Here is a 19738-nt window from a genome sequence, read left to right on the forward strand (position 1 = left end):
CCAGCCTCGTCGGCCGCTACGGCAAGGCGCTCTCCGGCTCCGACGTCCAGCAGATGGAGGGGTTAGAGAGCTTGGAGTTCGACGAGGAGACGGAGAAGATGCTCGGGTTAGAGGACATCGAGAGCGCCCTCGAACAGCTCGACACGGTGGCCGACAGCGACCTGCGGACCGACGAGACCCGCGACGCCGACACGGCCCGCGACGTCGACCTCGCCCGTCAGGACGAGGAGACCCGCGAGGCCGACCGCGACATCGAACTGGAGACCGAAAGCGAGCGGCCGGGAACGTAAGNCGTCGACCTCGCCCGTCAGGACGAGGAGACCCGCGAGGCCGACCGCGACATCGAACTGGAGACCGAAAGCGAGCGGCCGGGAACGTAAGCCCGACTCACAGCCGCCACACATCGCCGAGGGAGAAGACCGCCGGCACCGCGACCGCGCCGCCGACGCCGCTCGGGTCGCGGGCGTCCCCGGATCTGAAGACGTCGACCACGAGGCGGACCGGGAGGTCGACCTGGAGTCGGAGACGGAGTGATCGAGACGGTAAGTGAGCCGGCTACGAGTAGCGATCAGCTCTCACAGGCCCGACACTCGAGAATATCCCGACTGAATTTCTGTGCGGCGTTCACGCTGTGCTGATAGTAGAGGCTCTTGACTCCTTTCTTCCACGCTTCTATGTAGAGCTGATTGATCTCTTTGACGCTCACTTCACTCGGATCGATAGAGACGTTCACGCTCTGTGCTTGGTCGATGTGTTTCTGTCTCTGTGCTGCCTGGTTTATGATCGCCATCTGTGGAATCTCGGCGAAGGTCTTGAACACCTCTTTCTCTTCGTCCGTCAGACACTCGAGATGTTGAACACTCCCGTCGTTATTTGCGATGCTGTCCCAGACTTTGCGCGTGTCCTTGCCCCGCTCCGCCAGTATCGCCTGAAGGAATCTGTTTTTTTGCGTCGACTTTAGCTTCGCACCGTCTCGCACGAAGTAGTTCGATTTCAGCGGCTCGATGCTCGGACTGACCTGACCCAGAATGACGCTGCTCGATTTCGTCGGAGCCACGCTCATCGTCGTCGTGTTCCGCCTGCCGTATCCCTCGAGAACATCCGGCTCCCCGAACTCATCGGCAAGCGCTTCGCTCGCCTCGTAGCTCCGCTGTTTGATGGTCCGGAACAGTTCCCCGTTCTTCTCCATCGCCTCCATGCTGTCGAAGGGGATCATGTTGCTCTGGAGATAGCTGTGCCACCCGAGGACGCCGATCCCTATCGCTCTGTGTCGCTTCGCGAACCGAACGGCCCGCTCCATGAACCGTACGTCCTCCGTGCGCTGGATGAACTCCTCCATCACTGCGTCCAGGAACCGCGTCAGTGTCTCCACTGCGTCGGTGTCCTTCCATTCGTCGTAGTGGAGAGCGTTCATACTCGAGAGACAGCAGACGAAGCTCTCGTCCGCCGTGGCCGGCAGCGCTATCTCGGTACACAGGTTGGACGCGTTTATCTGGTACTCCTTATCCTTGTACACCTGTGGCTTCCCCTCGTTCATGTTTCCCCGAAAGATGATATACGGGACGCCGATGTTGATCCGGGTCTCGATGATATCCGCCCAGGTCTCTCGCTTCGCTTCGTCGCCGTCGATCATCGCCTGAAACCAGTCGTCACCGATGATGACGCCGTAGTAGATGTCCTGTACCGGGTCTCCTTCGGTTTTGATGTTGAGCCACTCTTCTAAGTCGTCGTGTTCGACGTCGATGTAGCCGGCGAACTGTCCTCGCCGGGTTTCGCCCTGGCTGACGACGTTGATGATCGTATCGAACAGCTCTGTGAAACTGTAACTCCCGTTGCTCTTGCCGTTGTTCGTTATCGGACTGCCCCGGGGGCGCAGCTCACCGAAGTACCCGCTCGTGCCGCCGCCCCGCTTGGTCATCTCACCCACCTCGGCTTGGGTGTAGAGAATACTCTCGATGGTGTCCTCCATGTAGCTGCCGAAGCAACTGATAGGAAGGCCTCTGTCCAGTCCGAAGTTGGACCACACCGGGCTGGCGAGACTGTAGAAGCCGCGGCTCATGTACTCGTAGAACTTGTCCGCGAAGCCCTCTTCACCGAGAATCTCTTCGGCGCGCTCCGCTATCTGCCTTACTCTCTCTTCCGCTTCGACGCCCTCGAGCAGGTATCCCTCTCTGAGAAACTCCCTGCTGTCCTCGTTCAGCCAGTAGAACGGTTCCGTCTGTTGGTCCGCAACGCTGTCGAGTGCTGTTTGTGCCATTGTTAGAACATGTCCTCGGCGGTAACGCTCTGCGTGTGTTTGTTGTACGTGGTCGACCGCTTGCTGAAGAAGTCGTTATCCTTCGTCATCATAATGTCCTCGTCGAACCAGCGCGTCTCCTTGAGCGGGTCGTCGTCCGTCTCGAATATCGGTTCCACGTCGACGTTTTCGAGACTCTGATTGAACCGGTCTCGCAGAAACGCGTCGACGTGCGCCCTGGGAAGGAACTCCAGCTCGCCGTCATCGAATATCCAATCCAGGATCTCCATCTCTGCCTCGTAGGCCTGCCGACAGGCTTCTTGAACGTCTTCCTCGAAGTCGTCATCGAAGAGGTCCGGGTTCTCCTCTCTGATCGTCTCCACCAGCTCGACCCCGAACAGACCGTGAATCTGCTCCTCTTTGCTGGTTGCTTCGACGGCGTTCGCTATTCCCTTGAACTTCTTTTCGTGCTTGTCGAAGCTCGTCATTATGAGGAACTGACTGAATAGCGATACGTGTTCGACGAACGTACTGAACAGCAGGATGCTCATCACGTACTCCCGTTCGTCGTCACTCTCGCTCTTCTCCAGATACTCGTCGAGATACTCGATCCGCTTTTTTATCGCCGGCTCCTCAGTTACCTGCTCGAAGTCGTCTGTGATTCCTAAGACGTCAAGTAGGTGGCTGTAGGCGTCCATATGCCGCACCTCGCTTTCCGCAAAGGTCATACCCACATTCCCGACCTCGGCTTTGGGCATCTCCTCGTAAATGTCCGACCAGAACGTCTTCACCTGCACCTCGATCTGCGCGATAGCCAACATCGTCCGCTTGATAACGGTCTGCTCAGCAGGAGTCGTGTTGACTTTGAAGTCTTGGACATCTCCGTCGAAATTAAACTCCGTGTGTACCCAGTAGCTGTTCCGAATCGCCTCGACGTAGTCGAGAAACTCGCTGTACTCGTAGGGCTTCAGCTGTTTTCTCTCCGAGAAGATGTCCGTCTGTATATCTGTGCCTGTACCCGCGTTCGTGTTTGCGTTTTCGCTTTCACTCATTTCGCTATCTCGAACGTGACTGATTGCGTTGGATTGCCGCTGCCACTGTCTAGGGTCAGTCTGGTAGTCCGACCGCTGTCGTGTCGCTCGGGAGACGGTCTTACAGCGTCGTGTGTGTAGCCGTGTGAACCGTATCGGACCACACAGACTCCACTGTCATAAGTATTACCAACAAAATTGTAGTATAACAAATTCACTTTCATATCCGGGGAGCGGAGTCGTTCCTCCGATCCACGAACGAGCGGTGCCGAGACGGAGACTGAGCGGTGAGACACAGGCACCGTCGACCTCGCCCGTCAGGACGAGGAGACCCGCGAGGCCGACCGCGACATCGAACTGGAGACCGAAAGCGAGCGGCCGGGNTTTCATATCCGGGGAGCGGAGTCGTTCCTCCGATCCACGAACGAGCGGTGCCGAGACGGAGACTGAGCAGTGAGACACAGGCACCGTCGACCTCGCCCGTCAGGACGAGGAGACCCGCGAGGCCGACCGCGACATCGAACTGGAGACCGAAAGCGAGCGGCCGGGGAGCTGAGGTCGAGCAGCGACCGATCCAGTCACTCAGGGCCGCCACGTCGCCGGATCGACCGCCCAGAGCAGGGCCACAGCGACGGTGCCGGCGACGCCGGCGGCGGCGAGCGCGAGCGGCGAGTCGGCCGCGGCGGCGATCCCGACAAGCAGCAGAGCGGCGGCGGCGAGCAGCGTGATCGTGTCCTCCGTGGTCGCGGCGCGGACCACGGGCGCGACGGTCGCCCCGACGACGGCGCCGGCGGCGATCGTCCCCGGCCACCCTGAGATCGCGGCCGCCAATGCGTCCGTCTGGGCGAGTGCGGGGAGGACCGCCGCGGGCGCGGCGAGGACGCCGGCCGCGACCGCGAACGCGACGACCGCCCCGACGGCGGGCGCGAGGAGGGTCGTCCGCGCCGAGAGGTCGACGCCCGCGAGCGCGGCGCCGCCGGCGACTAGGAGCACCGCCCCGACCGCGAGGAGGGCCGGCGCGGCGATCAGGGAGAACGGCGTGGCAGCGATGGCCGACACGTCGGCCGACGCGGCCGCCGACTCGGGGACGACAGCGGGCGCGACGTCGACAGCGGACGCGAACGCGGCGACGGCGACGACGAGCAGCGCGAGGCCGATAAGGCGGCGGCGAAGGGAGGTCATACCGGCGGAAGGCCGCCGAGGCACTAAACGATCGCGGGACCCGAGCGCGGTCGACGTTCGGAGGCGGGGGGACGCGACCCGATACCGCTCCGCCTCAGACCGTCACGCCGGCCCGGTCGCCGCCGATCGAGACGACGACGCGCTCGGGCGGCCCGCGCTCGTCGGTCAGCCGCAGGAGAAGCGTCTTGACCACGGGGTCGTCGGTCTCGACCTCGCCGCGGACGCCCGCCACGTCGACGGCGACGCGGAGGGAGTGATCCCCGGTTCGACTGATCGATCCGAGTCGCAGCTCCACCTCGGGCGCGGTGAGCCGCTGGGCGGCAACGAGGATCGACTCGCCGCCGTCGTCGACGAACGACGTGGCCTCGACGAACGCCAGCGTCTCGGACTCGCCCGGGAGGACGGCGGCCTCCGCCTCCGACTTCGACCGGAACGAGGCGGCGTGCGTCAGGAGCTCCTCGGGCAGCGAGCGCACGCTTTTCCCCTCCACCAGCGGGTTCCCGTCGACGTAGCGGCTCCGGACCGCGAGGTCCCGCGGCGTCGACGCCGCGAGGTCGTGCAGGCGGTCGGTACAGCCCGCGCTGGCGACGACGAGGCCGGCCACCACCGCGCGGCGCTTCATGTGACGGGTTCCAACGGTCGCGGATAAAACCCCGTCGTCGCGGGTCTCGCCGCGCGAGAATCGGCGCCGGGGAGGCGGGCGCCGAGGCCACGGTCGCTCCGCCCGGCTACTCCTCGACCATCGGCGCCGGCACGCCGTCGTCGCCGCCGTCGAGCTCGAACGCGCGGCGGAGCTCCGCGATCCGGTCCCGGATGTCGGCCGCTAGCTCGAACTCCAGGTTGCTCGCGGCCTCGTCCATTCGGTCTTCGAGCGCCTCGATCTGCGCTTTCGCCTCCTCGGCGCTCTCCACGTCCCCGACGCTGACCGACGAGGTGTCCGTCTTCGAGCCCGGGAGGTTCGTCTCCCCGACCGGCTTGTCGATGGTGGTCGCCTCGTAGCCGTGCTCTTCGTTGTACTCCAGCTGGATCTCGCGGCGCCGCTGGGTCTCCTCGATCGCCGCCTCCATCGAGTCGGTCGTCCGGTCGGCGTAGAGCACGACCTCGCCGTTGACGTTCCGGGCGGCCCGCCCCATCGTCTGGACGAGGGTGGTCGTCGAACGGAGGAACCCCTCCTGGTCGGCGTCGAGGATGGCGACGAGCGAGACTTCCGGGATGTCGAGCCCCTCGCGGAGCAGGTTGATGCCGACGAGCACGTCGATGTTGCCCAAGCGGAGGTCGCGGATGATCTCGTGGCGCTCCAAGGTGTCCGTCTCGTCGTGCATGTACGCCACGTCGATCCCCGCCTCCTCGAAGTACTCCGTGAGGTCCTCGGCCATCCGCTTGGTGAGGGTGGTGACGAGGACGCGCTCGTCGCGCTCGATCCGGTCGTCGACCCGTTCGAGGAGGTCCTCGACCTGCCCGGTCGCCTCGGTCACCTCCACCTTCGGGTCGACGAGGTGGGTGGGGCGGACGATCTGCTCGACGATCCGGTCCGAGGTCTCGCGCTCGTAGTCGCTCGGCGTCGCCGAGACGTAGAGGGTGCGGTCCGTCTTCGCCTCGAACTCCTCGAACGTCAGCGGGCGGTTGTCGTAGGCGGTCGGGAGCCGGAACCCGTTCTCGACCAGCGAGTCCTTCCGCGACTTGTCCCCCTCGTACTGGCCCTTTATCTGCGGGATCGTCTGGTGGGACTCGTCGATCACGGTGAGGAAGTCGTCGGGGAAGTAGTCGAGTAAGGTGTAGGGGGCGTCGCCGGACTCCCGGTCGTCCATATGGACCGAGTAGTTCTCGATCCCGGAGCAGTAGCCCGCCTCCCGGAGCATCTCGACGTCGAAGGTGGTGCGCTCCTCGATGCGCTGGGCCGCCACGAGGTCGCCCTGTCGCTCGAAGTAGCGCACGCGCTTCTCCATCAGGTCCTCGATCTCTCCGATCGCCTGCTCCAGCTTGTCGTCCGGGATCGAGTAGTGCTCCGCCGGGTGGAGCATGACGGCGGGCTCCTCCGAGACGACCTCGCCTTTCATCGGGTCGACCTTGAGCATCCGGTCGATCTCCTCGCCCCACAGCTCCACCCGGACCGCGTAGCGCCCGTACATCGGGTAGATCTCGACGGTGTCGCCGCGCACCCGGAAGGTGCCCTGCGTGAAGTCCACGTCGTTGCGCTCGTAGTTCAGGTCGACGAGCCGGGCGAGCAGCTCCTCGCGACCGACCTCCTCGCCGACCTCCAGCCGGAGCGCCATGTCGCGGTAGTTCTGCGGGTCGCCGAGCCCGTAGATGGCCGACACCGAGGCGACCACGATCACGTCGTCTCTCGTCAGGAGCGAGCGCGTCGCAGAGTGGCGCAGGCGGTCGATCTCCTCGTTGATCGACATCTCCTTGTCGATGAACGTGTCCGTCTGCTCGACGTACGCCTCCGGCTGGTAGTAGTCGTAGTAGGAGACGAAGTACTCCACCGCGTTGTCCGGGAACAGCTCGCGGAACTCCTCGTACAGCTGGGCCGCGAGCGTCTTGTTGTGGGCCAAGACGAGGGTGGGCTGGTTCAGCTCCTCGGCAACCCACGAGACGGTGTTGGTCTTCCCGGACCCCGTCACCCCGAGGAGGGTCTGTCTGTCGGCGCCCGACTCGAACCCCTCGACCAGCCCTTCGATCGCCTCCGGCTGGTCGCCCGCGGGCTCGAACGGAGCGTCGACGCGCAGGGGGCGGTCGACGGTCGGACGGTCCTCGGAGAGAGGGGAGTCGGCGTCGCTCACGATACGCGTCGTTGGCGGCGGAGACACTTGAGCGGCGCGGCTACGTCGTTTTTATTTCGAACACCCCCGTTTCCATCGACTCTCTCGGAGACGGTCGAAGGTAACGCGACGGCGTTTTCCGAGCCCCAGCCGCTCGGCCCTACACGGTCGACAACTCGGTGAAGACCTCCAAAGCCCCAGCCGCGACGACTCGCGCGGCTTGCTGTGCTCCTCGCTCGCGCTGCTCGCTGCGGTGCTTGCTGCGCCGTGCTTCGTCCTCGCGGCAGCGAGGCGCGAAGCGCCTCTGGAAGCCGGCGGCTCCGCCGCCGGCGACTTCCCCTTTGAGTCCCACCCGACCGCACCGCAACCGCAGCCTCACACCTCCCCAGCCTCGGCGGACGGCCCGGCGCGGGCGGGAGCCGCGCCGGACCGCCGCCTCCCTCGCGCGCGCACCTCGTGGCCGCCGCAGGCGGCCACTCGGAGGCACGCGCCACCGCGTTCATTTATAAACGGGCTCGCGTTGCCGCTCGTCGCCGCTCCCCGGACGAAAACGTTTCCCGCTCCCCCCGCGACGCTTGCCGTATGCGCATCGCCGTCCCCAACAAGGGCCGCCTGCACGATCCGACGCTCTCGCTTCTGGAGCGCGCGGGACTCCACGTCGAGGAGACCGCCGACCGCCAGCTGTACGCCGACACCGTCGACCCCGACGTGTCGATTCTCTTCGCGCGCGCGGCCGACATCCCCGAGTACGTCCGCGACGGCGCGGCCGACGTGGGGATCACGGGCCTCGATCAGGCCGCGGAGTCGGGCGGGGTCGCCGACGCCGCGAGCGCGGCCAAGGAGGGAGACCTCGTCGACCTGCTCGACCTGGGGTACGGCTCCTGCAAGCTCGTCCTCGCGGCGCCCGAGGACGGCGACATCTCGACCGTCGCGGATCTGGCCGGCGGCACGGTCGCCACCGAGTTCCCGGCGGTCACCCGCGACTACCTCGCCGGGGTGGGCGTCGACGCCGACGTGGTCACCGTGACGGGCGCGACGGAGCTGACCCCCCACGTCGACATGGCCGACGCCATCGTCGACATCACCTCCACGGGGACGACCCTGAAGGTGAACCGGCTCGCCGTGATCGACGACGTGCTCGACTCCTCGGTGCGGCTGTTCGCGCGCCCGGACGTCGTCGGCGACGCGAAGGTCGAGCAGGTGCTGACCGCCTTCGAGTCCGTGCTCGCGGCCGACGGGCGCCGGTACCTGATGATGAACGCCCCGAAGGAGCGCCTCGACGAGGTGAAAGACGTGATCCCGGGGCTCGGCGGGCCGACCGTGATGAACGTCGAGGCCGACGAGAACGGCAACGGGATGGTGGCGGTCCACGCCGTCGTCGAGGAGCGCGACGTGTTCGCGACGATCTCGGAGCTCAAGTCGGTCGGCGCGACGGGCATCCTCGTCACGGAGATCGAGCGGCTCGTCGAGTGAGTCCGGGTGAAGGCGCTGCGCGCTGACGCGCCTACGCGTCGCCGATCAGCCGCTCCTTCTCGGCGCGCGTGAGCGACTTGATAGCGTGTTCGCGCGACATCGCCGCCGACTTCGAGCCGAACGACTCGACGTGGCGCAGCGTCACGGGGGTCCGGCCGCGGGTGTACTTGGCGCCCTCGCCGGCGTCGTGCTCGGCGACGCGCCGCTCCACGTCGGTGGTGTACCCGGTGTAGAGCGTGCCGTCGGCGCACTCGATGACGTAGACGTGGTGAGACGAGCTCTGACTCGGCGTCGACACGACACGGGATCGGTGCGACCGAGGCGAATAGTTACCGGTCTCTGGACGGCTCGGCTTCGCGGCGGGGTCGACGAGTCAGTCTCCGGTGCGGGCGCGTTCCCGGGAGACCTCGGCGATCCCGGCGTTCGCGGAACAGTCCGGACAGGCGTTCAGGTCGCCGTGCTCGTCTGCGAACACGCGCGCGAAGCGGTCCGAGACGTGCGACCCGCAGTGGTCACAGCGTGGCATTTGGTACCGGCCTTCACCGGCGTCGATCTGTAGGAACTCGACGAACAAATACCCTTTCTCACCCCCGCCAGTGTCCGGAAAACCACTTATAAACGCCCGTCGCAAGCCGGGCGCCGAACCGAGCGGTCAGTCGCGCCCGGCCGCGTCGACCGCCCGAGCGATCAGGCCCGCCTGCGCGCCGGCGACGAAGCCGGCGTCGACGTTCACCGTCGAGAGCACCGAACAGGACTGGAGCGCACCCTCCAGCGCCGCGACCCCCTCGCCGCCGACGCCGTACCCGGTCGAGACCGGGAGCGCGATCACCGGTGCGGCGACGAGCCCCGCGACGACCGTGGGCAGCGCCCCCTCGCGCCCGGCGGCCACCACGACCACGTCCGCCTCGCGGATGCGGTCGCGCTGGTCCAAGATCCGGTCGAGGTTCGCGACCCCCACGTCGTCGACCCGATCGACCGTCGCGCCGATCTCGCGGGCGACCACCGCCGCCTCTCCCGCGACCGCCGCGTCCGCGGTGCCGGCCGCGACGACCGCGACGGTCGCGTCGAGGGCCGGCCGCTCGAAGTCGCCGGCGTGGACGACGACGGTGTCGGTCCGCTCGTCGTGGTCGACGGTCGGGTCGAGCGCGTCCGCGGTGTCGAGTTCGAGGTCCGCGACCGCCGTCCGGATCGCGTCCGCGTCCTCCGCGTCGGCCCGGGTCACGAGCGCGCGGCCCGTCGTCTCCACGGCGGTCGCCGTCAGCGCGGCGACCTCCGCGGGCGTCTTCCCCTCTGCGAGGATCGCCTCGGGGATCCCGCGTCGTCCCTCGCGCCCGGCGTCGAACCGCCCCGCCGCCGTCGTCGCGTACCCCGCGAGCCGTGACTCCGCCTCCGCGACGCCAATCTCCCCGGCGTCGAGCGCCTCGAGCGTGTCGCGCATGGTCCCTCGTCCGGGTCCGAACGGGTCGAACCTATCGATCCGCGGTGGCCGAGCGGCCGCGCTGGCCGACGAGTCTCACAAAGTTTATAAGGTAGCATTCCGGCTCCCCCTCGCGAACGGCCCGCACGACGCCCCTCGCGGTCGAATTCAGGAACTCTTATTAACTGTCGATGGATACGACCGATCGCATGGCAGACCTTATTGTCAAAGCGGCCGTCAAGGAAGCCCTGGACGACAAGAACGTCGCTTCGGACTTCTACGACGCGCTGGACGACGAAGTGGACGAGCTGCTCGAAGACGCCGCGCGCCGCGCCGAGGCCAACGACCGGAAGACGGTCCAGCCTCGCGACCTCTAAGACGGACGCGCTTTCAGTCCTTCATTTTTTGAGCGACCGCCGACCGGCGAGCGACGCGGCCACCGCTCTCGGCGGTGCGAAGCCGTCCTCACCGCGTCGCGACCCGCACGCCCGTCTCCGTCCCGACGTGGACCGCGTCCGCGAGCCCGACGAAGATCCCGTGCTCGACGACGCCCGGCGTCGTCGCCAGCGTCGTCGCCAGCGCCCCCGGGTCCGCGATCTCGCCGAACGCGCAGTCGAGCACGAGGTTCCCGTTGTCCGTGACGACCGGGCCGTCCTTCCGTTCCGCGCGCCGGAGGGTCGGCTCGCCGCCGGCCGCCCGCACCGCCTCGGCGACCGCGGTTCGGCCGGCTGGGAGGGCCTCCACCGGAACGGGCCGGTCGAGGACCGCCGCCTCCTTCGAGGGGTCTGCGACGACGAGGAAGCGGTCGGCCGCCGCGTCGACCAGCTTCTCGCGGGCGTGGGCGGCGCCGCCGCCCTTTATAAGTGCCCCGACGCCGGTCGTCGGTTCGTCGCCCTCCTCGCCGACCGCGACCTGATCCGCGCCGTCTATCGCGACGTCGATCCCGGGCGCGTCCGGCCCTACCGCCTCGTCGAGGTCGAGCAGGGGGATCCCGCAGTCGGCCGCGAGCTCGCGGCTCGCGAAGGAGGTCGCCACGCCCCTGACGTCGATGCCGGCGTCGACCCGCTCGCCGAGCCGCCGGATCGCGTGTGCCGCGGTCGACCCGGTGCCGAGGCCGACCACCTCGCCGTCGGCGACCGCCTCGGCCGCGGACTCGCCGGCGCGTCGCTTCGCCGCGTCGCTGCCGCCGCTCGTCTTCATACCTGCGACTCGACGGGGCGGATTGAAAAGGCGTCGGCGTCGACGGCGGGGACCGAGCCGGAAGCCGATCGCCGCGGTCCCCTCACTCCAACCGGTCTAACACCGCCTCGGCCTCGTAGGCCAGGGAGAGCTCTCGCGAACGGCCGCGTCCCTCCACGTCGGCGTACTCGGCCTCGATCACGCCGAGCTGATCGAGCTTGTTGATGATCTCGGAGTAGCGGGTGTAGCCGAGGTCGGTCTCCTCGTGGAACGCCTCGTACACGGTGCCGGCGCGCTCGCCGTCGTTCTCGGCGAGGACGCGGACGAGGGCGCGCTCGGACTCTGAGAGCCCGCGGAGCGACCGCGAGAGGTGGACGTGTTTGGACTTGTCGTAGGCCGACTCCACGTCCTCCTCGGCGATCGTCTTCGAGGCGCGCATCTCCGCGTTGAGCCCGGCCCGGCGGAGCAGGTCGATTCCGACCCTGAGGTCGCCGCTCTCGGCGGTGAGGTCGGCGACGCGCTCCAGTTCGGCGTCGCCGATGACGCCGTCGTGGAACCCGCGCTTCGCGCGCTCGAAGAGGATGTCGTAGATCTCGGTCGCGTCGTAGACGGGGAAGTACACCTCCTCGGGGCGGAACACCGACTGAACCCGCGTGTCGAGGTCGTCGATCACGTCGAGCCCCAGGTCGGAGGAGACGACGATGACGCCGATCTTCGCGCCCGAGTGCGCCTCGTGGGCGCGAAGCAGCGAGTAGAGCGTGTCGGAGGCCTCGTTCTCGTAGAAGAGGTAGTTCACGTCGTCGAGCGCGACGACGAGCACGTCGTCCTCCTCGACGAGCCGGTCGGTGATCTGGCCGAACAGCTTCTTGAACGAGATCCCCGACGACGGGGGCTCGTAGTCGAATATTCCCTCGAACAGCCGCGAGAAGACGGCGTATCGCGTCGAGTCGACCTGGCAGTTCACCCGGACGGTCCGCACGTCGGTCCGGGCGCCGAGCTCGCCGAACAGCTTCTGGACCGCGGTCGTCTTCCCGGTGCCGGGCGGGCCGCGCACCATCGTGTTGAGCGGGCGGGAGCCGCGCACCGCGGGGCGCAGCGCGTACTTCAGGCTCTCGAGTTGGCTCTCGCGGTGGCGGAACGTCTCGGGGACGTGGTCGATCTCGAACACCGACTCGTCGCGGAACACCGACTCGTCCCACGAGAGCATGTCGCCGCCGGCGTCCCCGGTCATGTGAACACCACGACAGGCCGCCCACTTAACCGTTGCCCGCGGGGACGGTGAAACTGAAACTTGTCGCTCACGGCGCTCACGCCCGAGGTATCGGCGACCGAACGTTCACTCTCGGGCCGGTGGAATCCCGCCGCGGTCGCCCCGGAACTGCGCCCGGGTCGCGCCGTCGCGGGCCGGTCACGCCCGATCGAGCACGAGCACGTGCCGGGTGAGCGACCGATGGACCCGGCGCTCGAAGACGGCGTCGACCGCCCAGCCGGCCGCGCGCGCCTCTCGACGCCAGTCGCGGTCGGCGACCATCACGGCCCGAGGCGCGACCCGGGCGGCCTCGGCGAGCGCGCCCCCCACGAGGTCCGCGAGCTCGTGACGGGCGATCTTCGACTGCCGGCCGTACGGGGCGTCGAACGCGACGCCGTCGACCGCGTCGTCGCGCAGCGGGAGGGCCGTGGCGTCGCCGCGGGCGACGTGCCAGTCGGGGCTGTCCGCGTCGCCGCCGTCACCTCCTCCCACGTACTTCCGGAGGTTCTCGCGCGTCCCGCGGACCATCTTCGCCTGCGCGTCGCACGCGACCGCGTTGCTCCCGACGAGCCCGGCCTCCAGCGGGAGCCCGCCGGTGCCGCACATCGGGTCGAGGAGGGTCCGGCCGGGCGCCGCGCCGGCGAGGTTGACGTACGCGCGGGCGTCGGCCGGCGCCATGCTCCCCGGCTGGAAGAAGGGGCGGTCGGTCGGCTTGGGCGCGAAGTCGCGGGCGGCCTCGACCGCGACCCACCCGAGCGCGCAGACGGACGCCTCGCCGCCGTCAGCGCCCGGGACCGCGTCGTGGTCGTCGCGCTCGCCGGCCGTGAACAGCGCGCGCAGGACGTGGTCGGGGTCGTCGAGGTCGACGTCGAACCCGCGGTCGACGAGGACCCCGCCCAACTCGCGCTCCGCCGCGCTCGTCGAGACGTCGGCGGTGTTCCGGACGTTGCGGGCGCGGACCGCGACGGTCCCGGACCGGTCGAGCGGCGCCGCGTCGAGGACGGCTGCGGCGGCGTCGATATCGGCGTCGGTTCGGGCGATCGCCTCGTGGGCGGCGCGGGTGTACGCGAGCCGGCGGACCGGGCCCTCTCGATCGCCGACGTCTCCCCCACCGCCGACGCTCCCGGCCCGCGCGACCCCCGGCGCGAGCAGCTCCACGCCCGTCGCCGCGACGGCGGCCTCGCGGGCGGCGAACGCGTCCTCCTCGCCGGCCAGTTCGAGCCAGTACACGCCGCGGAGTCCGGTCGCCGGTCGCAAGAGCATAGCGGTTCCGACCAGCCACCTTTTTACGTGCTTCAACTGTGTATCGAGGTAGTAATGGCCGATCCGAAGGAGACGATCACGATAGAGAACGTCGTTGCCTCCACGGGGATCGGGCAGGAGCTCGACCTCCAGAGCGTTGCGATGGACCTCGAAGGTGCCGACTACGACCCCGAGCAGTTCCCCGGGCTCGTCTACCGCACTACGGACCCGAAATCGGCCGCGCTGATCTTCCGTTCGGGGAAGATCGTCTGTACGGGCGCCAACTCCATCGACGCCGTCCACGAGAGCCTCGCCCTCGTGTTCGACGAGCTCCGCGCGCTCCAGATCCCGATCGAGGACCCGGAGATCACGGTCCAGAACATCGTCACCTCCGCCGACCTCGGCGAGAGCCTCAACCTCAACGCGATCGCGATCGGGCTCGGCTTAGAACACATCGAGTACGAGCCGGAGCAGTTCCCCGGGCTCGTCTACCGGATCGACGAGCCGGACGTGGTGGCGCTGCTGTTCGGCAGCGGGAAGCTCGTCGTCACCGGCGGGACGAGCCCCGACGACGCCGCGGCCGCCGTCGACGTGATCGTCGAGGAGCTCGACGGGCTCGGGCTGTTGGCGTAGGCGGTCGACGCGCTCCGCGCTCACTGGCCCCGTGCCGATTCCGCCGCCTCCGTCTCGTGCCGATTCCGCGACCACTTTTACCCGCCGTCCCGTAGCTCGCCCATGCTCCTTCAGACGGTGACGCCGGCGTCGGTGCTGGGGACGACCGTCCTGTTCGCGCTGTTCCTCTCCGTGACCGCCCACCTCGCCGCCCGGAACGTCCTCGGCGACGTCGACCCGCGCCGCGCCCTCTACGTCGGGCCGCTCCCGGCGGTGATCGGCGTGGTCGGCGGCGCCTTCGCGCTCCCCGAGGCGCTGATCGTCGCGGCCGCGCTCCTCGTCGACGGCGTGATGTTCGCGTGGAGCTACGACCAGCCTCGCCGGATCGTGATCGGGATGACCGTGATCCACGCGGTGATCACGACGCTGCTCGGGATCGTGTTGCTCGGGATCGCGGTGTTGCTCGCGGCGCGGCCGGGGTAGAGAGGGGACCGCTGTCGGCGGCTCCCGGTCCCATCGACTCACGGTTCCCGGCCCTACTGGCTCACGGCTCCGGCGGCGTCCCGTCGTACGCGTCGTGGTCGCCGTAGAAGTTCAGCATCGCGAACTTCAGTTTCGTCGGGTCGAGGTCGAGCAGCTCCTCGCGCTCCTCCGGCGGGAACGCGCCGCGGACCGAGTACTTCCCCATGTCCGCGGACGTGTACCGGCGGTCCGCGAGGATCCGAACGCCGAAGTCGTCGGGCCCGCGGACGACCCGACCGAGCGCCTGCCGCGTCTTCCGGATCGTCGGGATCTCGACCGCGTACGCCCAGCCGGGGTCTCGGGAGCGGTCGCGGTCGGCGAACGCCCGGTCGTAGGCGTCCTGTACCGCCTCCATCCGGTCGGAGAGGTGCGGGTACGGAACGCCGACGACCGCGACCGTCCGGGCGTCGTCGCCGTCGAAGCTCACGCCCTCGGCGAGCGTCCCCCACAGCGAGGTGAACAGCGTCGCGTCGTCGCTCTCGACGAACTTCCTGCGAAGGTCCTCCTCGTCCTCGCCGGGACCGTCGAGGTACAGCCTCCCGAGGTCGGCGCCCGCGAGCCGCTCGTGGTAGCGCTCGGCCTCGGCGTAGGAGGGGAAGAAAGCGAGCGTGTTCCCCGGGGTGAAGCGGATCGCGTCGCGCAGCAGCGACGCCACCGTCTCCTGGGTCTCCGGGTCGTTGCGCTCGGAGGCGAACAGCGGGGGCGTGTCCACCGCGAACGTCCGGCGGTTCGCCTCGGGGTACCCCATCTCGTACGCGAGCGACGCCACGTCCTCCAAGCCGAGGACGTCCTTGGTGACGTCGAAGGGGCGAAGCGTCGCGCTCATCAGCACCGAGGCGGCGACCTCGTCGAACAGCGCCTCGGTGACGCGGCGGGGGATGCAGGTGTACAGCTCCGCGCGGCCGTACACCTCTTCGGTGGCGGCGTCCCGGCGCACGGAGACGACCGGGTACTGGCCCAGCTCGGTCCCCTCCTCCATCCACGTCGAGACGAACCGGGCGACTTGGAGGGTCTGACACTCCGTGCGGGTCGTGGTCTCGCCGTCGCGGTAGCGGCGCTCGTACTCCTCGTCGAGCGCCTGTCCGAGCTGGACCGCGAGCTCGGTCTCGGTGTCGATCCCCTTCCCCTCGTAGCTGCGGAGAAACGCGAGCGTGAGGTCGTCGCGGCGGTCGTCGTTGGCGATAGAGAGGTCCTCCCAGTTCTCGCCGACCGACTCGCGTTGGCCGACGCCGAGCGCGTCGTCACGGGTCTCGACGAGGGCGTCGCGGAACGCGCGGACCACGTTTTCGGCCGCCTCGGCGCGGGAGTCGTCGCTCTCCGCCAACTCGTCGAGGGCGGCGTCGAGGGTGTTCTCGGTGAGCGTTCGGGTGGCGTGGTCGCGGGCGGCGTCCTCGACGTTGTGGGCCTCGTCGAAGACGGTGATTATCTCCGAGGGGTCGCGGTCGATCCACCGGAAGAACTGCTCGCGGATGTTCGGATCGAGCAGGTGGTGGTAGTTGCAGACGACCAGGTCGACTCCCTCCATCCCCTCCTTGAGCAGCTCGTAGCCGCAGAGCTCGCGCTCGTCCGCGTACGCGTACACGTCTTCGGGCGTGCGAACGTCCTCGAAGAGCCACGCGAAGAAGTCGTCCGTGTCCGCCACGAGGTTGTTCCGGTAGTGCGCGCAGACGTTCGCGGTCTCGTACTCGTCGATTTCGGCCTCCAGCTCGTCGAGCTCGTCCATGACCGACTCGCGGGCCTCGGCGGCCCCCGCGTCCCCCTCGCGGCTCTCGGCCAGCAGCTCGCGCTGGCGCGCCTCGAGTTCGCGGACCTCGCTCTCCGTCTCCACCATCTCGCGGGTGGTGTCCCGGAGGGTCTGACACTCCTGGTAGTCGACGTCGATGTGGCACATCGACGACTTTCCTTTAAATACTACCGCGCGGATGGGCTCTTCGCGCGTTATCGCGCGGGCGTCTTCGACGAACTGCCGCATCTGCTGGTGGACGTTGGTCGTGATGACGACCGTGCGGTCGCGCTCGCGGGCGTGCTCTAAGGCGGGCACGAGCGCCGAGAGGGTTTTCCCGGTTCCGGGTGCCCCCTCGAACAGCACGTCCTGTCCGCGGTCCAGCGCGTTGGCGACCCTGTCCATCGCCTCGCGCTGGTTCGGGTACGGCTCCTCGTACGGGAAGAACCGCAGATGCGGCGACTCTGACACGGGACGCAGTTCGGCGTCACCGGCTAAAAGGGGTGGGGTGCCGCGGCGGAAGTGGTCGGACGGCGCAGAACGTCGAATGAACGCCGACAGTTAGATCCGCTGCTGTAGTTTCAACAACTATATATAATTATGGGGACTGTGCGACGCGGTCGCATTATACCGGCACAGATTACCGGTTCTCGAGCGACTACTAGATCGAAATGGCGACTGAAACCGTAACCTCGACGGACGTATCGACAGCGGCCGGCAACTGGAAGGCGGGCGTGACCGGCGGAGTGGTCGGTGGGCTCGTCTTCGGCGCGATGATGTCGGTGATGACCCCCGGCGTACTGCAGATGGCGATCCCGGCGATGTACGGCATCGAGGGTCCCGCCGGCACCGTCGGCTGGGCGATCCACATGTCCCACGGCGCGGTCATCGGCCTCGGGTTCGCGGCGATCGCGAGCCTGAAGCCGGACCTCGGCCGCTCGATCGGAACGAGCCTCGGCGTCGGTGCCGGCTACGGCCTCCTCGTCTGGGTCGCGCTCGCGGTGATCGCGATGCCGATCTGGCTGGGCGCCGTCGGCTTCCCGGGCGCGCCGCCGCTGCCGAACGTCGGCGTCGAGAGCCTCGTCGGACACGTCGTCTACGGGGCGGTCCTCGGCGGCGTCTACTCGGCGGTCGCGAACTGAGGCCCCGCAGTCCCCGCTTTTTAAACCCGCGCGCGACGAGCACCGTAGCAACGAATGTTCGACGAGATCCTCGAGAAGTTCGAGGGATCGCCCAGCCAGCAGGCGGTGATCCGACTGTTCTTAGAGCGCGGTTTCTCCGTCAACGAGGAGGGACGGGTCGTCTCCGGCGGGATCGAGATCCCGTACACCGGTATCGCGCGCGAGCTCGACGTCGACCGCCGCGTCGTGGACTCGACGACCGACGCGATCCTCGCCGACCCCGAACTGAAGCGCATTTTCACCAACATCTCGTCGGTCCCGAGCCTGATGGACCTGGCGCCGGTCCTGGACCTCACGGTCCTCACGATCGAGGTGGCGGCCGCCGACGAGGCCGGAATCGTCGCCGAGGTGACCGGTATCCTCGCCGACCACGACGTCTCGATCCGGCAGGTGTTGAGCGAGGACCCGGAGTTCACCGACGACCCCAAGCTGTACGTGATCACGGACGCGGACCTCTCCGGTGACCTCCTCGTCGAGATCCGCGACCTGGCGTACGTCCGCCGCGTCGGGTTCTGAGCCGGCCGGACGAGGCGGGTGACCGCCGCCGATCGAGCGATCGGCGAACCGACCAGTTCCGCCGCGGCGAGGGGGCGCCGCGTCCGCGGGAACCCTTACGTGCGATGCCGAGCGAGTCCGGAGCGCGGCTCCGGCCGGATTTTCACTTTCACTCGGGTGTAAACGAGTCTTTATACGGGGTGGAGAACAAGGGACGCGTACATGCCAGAAGACGAACTCGAGGACCTCCCCGGAGTCGGCCCCGCCACCGCAGACAAGCTCGTCGAGAACGGGTTCGAGAGCTACCAGTCGATCGCCGTCGCGAGCCCCGGCGAGATGTCGAACACCGCCGACATCGGCGAGTCGTCGGCCGCGGACATCATCAACGCCGCCCGCGACGCCGCCGACGTCGGCGGCTTCGAGACGGGCGCGGCCGTGCTCGAACGCCGCGAGGAGATCGGGAAGCTCTCGTGGCAGATCGACGAGGTCGACGACCTGCTCGGCGGCGGCATCGAGACGCAGTCGATCACCGAGGTGTACGGCGAGTTCGGGTCCGGGAAGTCGCAGGTGACCCACCAGATGGCGGTCAACGTCCAGCTTCTGCCGGAGAACGGCGGGCTCGACGGCGGCTGTATCTTCGTCGACACCGAGGACACGTTTCGCCCTGAGCGGATCGACGACATGGTCCGCGGGCTCGACGACGAGATCCTCGCCGACGAGATGGAGCGACGCGAGATCGAGGGCACCCCGAGCGACGAAGAGGCGATGGAGGAGCTGATCGAGGCCTTCTTGGACCAGATCCACGTGGCGAAGGCGTTCAACTCCAACCACCAGATCCTGCTGGCCGAGAAGGCCAAAGAGCTCGCCGGCGAACACGAGGAGAGCGAGTGGCCGATCCGGATCGTCTGCGTCGACTCCTTGACCGCCCACTTCCGCGCCGAGTACGTCGGTCGGGGCGAACTGGCCGAGCGCCAGCAGAAGCTCAACAAGCACCTCCACGACCTGATGCGGATCGGCGACCTGTTCAACACCGCCATCCTCGTCACCAACCAGGTCGCCTCCAACCCCGACTCCTACTTCGGCGACCCGACGCAGGCGATCGGCGGCAACATTCTCGGGCACGCCTCCACCTTCCGGATCTACCTCCGCAAGTCGAAGGGCGACAAGCGGATCGTCCGGCTCGTTGACGCGCCGAACCTCGCCGACGGCGAGGCCGTGATGCGCGTGCAGGGCGAGGGGCTGAAGCCGGAGTAGCCGGTTCCGCCCCCGCCACTCCCCCGGACCGTCCGGCGATCCGGACGCGAACGAGCGCTTCGACTACCGAACCCGCATCTGAATCGCGGATGTGGTTGACAAACGTATACTTTCTCGTTAGGCCCCGAAACCGCTGTTATCGCTCTTCTCGCGCCGTGCCGCCGGAACCGACCGCAGATC

At 67.9% G+C, this 19738-nt stretch carries 19 protein-coding genes and 1 pseudogene; 8 read left to right on the forward strand and 12 right to left on the reverse strand.

Going from position 1 to position 19738, the window contains the following annotated elements; genetic code table 11:
- Positions 1-290: pseudogene (locus C468_RS02450) on the forward strand (SPFH domain-containing protein); the annotation flags it as partial.
- A gap of 278 nt (positions 291-568) precedes the next feature.
- Here the strand turns inward: C468_RS02450 and C468_RS02455 are convergent.
- The 5 genes from C468_RS02455 to uvrB form a co-directional block, all read right to left on the reverse strand.
- Positions 569-2257, reverse strand: coding sequence for a ribonucleoside-diphosphate reductase subunit alpha (locus tag C468_RS02455; protein ID WP_008847292.1), 1689 nt, complete (start codon positions 2255-2257; stop codon positions 569-571).
- Positions 2258-2259: 2 nt separating this feature from the next.
- Entirely contained in the window at positions 2260-3288 is a 1029-nt protein-coding gene (locus C468_RS02460; protein WP_008847293.1) for a ribonucleotide-diphosphate reductase subunit beta, read from the reverse strand.
- 561 nt (positions 3289-3849) lie between these two features.
- Entirely contained in the window at positions 3850-4449 is a 600-nt protein-coding gene (locus C468_RS02465; RefSeq protein ID WP_008847294.1) for a hypothetical protein, read from the reverse strand.
- 94 nt (positions 4450-4543) lie between these two features.
- The gene (locus C468_RS02470; RefSeq protein WP_008847295.1) at positions 4544-5071 is read right to left on the reverse strand and encodes a hypothetical protein; all 528 of its coding nucleotides are present in this window, start codon (positions 5069-5071) and stop codon (positions 4544-4546) included.
- A 106-nt stretch (positions 5072-5177) separates the two neighbouring features.
- Positions 5178-7232: an excinuclease ABC subunit UvrB gene (gene uvrB / locus C468_RS02475; protein ID WP_008847296.1), complete on the reverse strand. Its 2055-nt coding sequence runs from the start codon at positions 7230-7232 to the stop codon at positions 5178-5180.
- A 561-nt stretch (positions 7233-7793) separates the two neighbouring features.
- On the opposite strand from uvrB, the gene hisG reads away from it, so the two are divergent.
- Positions 7794-8684, forward strand: coding sequence for an ATP phosphoribosyltransferase (gene hisG, locus C468_RS02480; RefSeq protein WP_008847297.1), 891 nt, complete (start codon positions 7794-7796; stop codon positions 8682-8684).
- 31 nt (positions 8685-8715) lie between these two features.
- Here hisG and C468_RS02485 read toward each other — a convergent pair whose 3' ends face one another.
- The 3 genes from C468_RS02485 to larB all read right to left on the reverse strand — a co-directional run bounded on the left by C468_RS02485 (position 8716) and on the right by larB (position 10122).
- Positions 8716-8982: a GIY-YIG nuclease family protein gene (locus C468_RS02485; protein ID WP_008847298.1), complete on the reverse strand. Its 267-nt coding sequence runs from the start codon at positions 8980-8982 to the stop codon at positions 8716-8718.
- A gap of 75 nt (positions 8983-9057) precedes the next feature.
- A complete protein-coding gene (locus C468_RS18480) occupies positions 9058-9210 on the reverse strand; it encodes a DUF7563 family protein (RefSeq protein WP_008847299.1) in 153 nt (50 codons plus the stop codon).
- Positions 9211-9336: 126 nt separating this feature from the next.
- Entirely contained in the window at positions 9337-10122 is a 786-nt protein-coding gene (gene larB, locus C468_RS02495; protein WP_008847300.1) for a nickel pincer cofactor biosynthesis protein LarB, read from the reverse strand.
- Positions 10123-10310: 188 nt separating this feature from the next.
- Between larB and C468_RS02500 the strand changes: the two genes are divergently transcribed.
- The gene (locus C468_RS02500; protein WP_004047560.1) at positions 10311-10478 is read left to right on the forward strand and encodes a DUF1931 family protein; all 168 of its coding nucleotides are present in this window, start codon (positions 10311-10313) and stop codon (positions 10476-10478) included.
- Between the two features lie 88 nt (positions 10479-10566).
- Here C468_RS02500 and rpiA read toward each other — a convergent pair whose 3' ends face one another.
- From rpiA to C468_RS02515, 3 genes are all read right to left on the reverse strand, one after another.
- The gene (rpiA, locus tag C468_RS02505; protein ID WP_008847301.1) at positions 10567-11301 is read right to left on the reverse strand and encodes a ribose-5-phosphate isomerase RpiA; all 735 of its coding nucleotides are present in this window, start codon (positions 11299-11301) and stop codon (positions 10567-10569) included.
- An 82-nt stretch (positions 11302-11383) separates the two neighbouring features.
- Positions 11384-12511, reverse strand: coding sequence for an ORC1-type DNA replication protein (locus C468_RS02510; protein ID WP_008847302.1), 1128 nt, complete (start codon positions 12509-12511; stop codon positions 11384-11386).
- Positions 12512-12688: 177 nt separating this feature from the next.
- A complete protein-coding gene (locus C468_RS02515; protein ID WP_008847303.1) occupies positions 12689-13792 on the reverse strand; it encodes a THUMP domain-containing protein in 1104 nt (367 codons plus the stop codon).
- Positions 13793-13846: 54 nt separating this feature from the next.
- Between C468_RS02515 and C468_RS02520 the strand changes: the two genes are divergently transcribed.
- Positions 13847-14404, forward strand: coding sequence for a TATA-box-binding protein (locus tag C468_RS02520; protein ID WP_008847304.1), 558 nt, complete (start codon positions 13847-13849; stop codon positions 14402-14404).
- Between the two features lie 102 nt (positions 14405-14506).
- Complete coding sequence (locus C468_RS02525) at positions 14507-14866, forward strand: DUF7473 family protein (RefSeq protein ID WP_008847305.1); 360 nt, start codon at positions 14507-14509, stop codon at positions 14864-14866.
- Positions 14867-14927: 61 nt separating this feature from the next.
- On the opposite strand, the gene C468_RS02530 is transcribed toward C468_RS02525, so the two are convergent.
- The gene (locus C468_RS02530) at positions 14928-17099 is read right to left on the reverse strand and encodes an ATP-dependent DNA helicase (RefSeq protein WP_008847306.1); all 2172 of its coding nucleotides are present in this window, start codon (positions 17097-17099) and stop codon (positions 14928-14930) included.
- Between the two features lie 200 nt (positions 17100-17299).
- Between C468_RS02530 and C468_RS02535 the strand changes: the two genes are divergently transcribed.
- The 3 genes from C468_RS02535 to radA all read left to right on the forward strand — a co-directional run bounded on the left by C468_RS02535 (position 17300) and on the right by radA (position 19558).
- Complete coding sequence (locus C468_RS02535; protein WP_008847307.1) at positions 17300-17770, forward strand: hypothetical protein; 471 nt, start codon at positions 17300-17302, stop codon at positions 17768-17770.
- A gap of 54 nt (positions 17771-17824) precedes the next feature.
- The gene (locus tag C468_RS02540) at positions 17825-18325 is read left to right on the forward strand and encodes an ACT domain-containing protein (RefSeq protein ID WP_008847308.1); all 501 of its coding nucleotides are present in this window, start codon (positions 17825-17827) and stop codon (positions 18323-18325) included.
- A gap of 201 nt (positions 18326-18526) precedes the next feature.
- Positions 18527-19558 carry a DNA repair and recombination protein RadA gene (gene radA, locus C468_RS02545; RefSeq protein WP_008847309.1) on the forward strand — a complete coding sequence of 344 codons (1032 nt, stop codon included), beginning with the start codon at positions 18527-18529 and terminating at the stop codon, positions 19556-19558.
- Positions 19559-19738 lie beyond the last annotated feature (180 nt).

Source organism: Halorubrum kocurii JCM 14978, from assembly GCF_000337355.1.
Taxonomy (GTDB): Archaea; Halobacteriota; Halobacteria; order Halobacteriales; family Haloferacaceae; genus Halorubrum; species Halorubrum kocurii.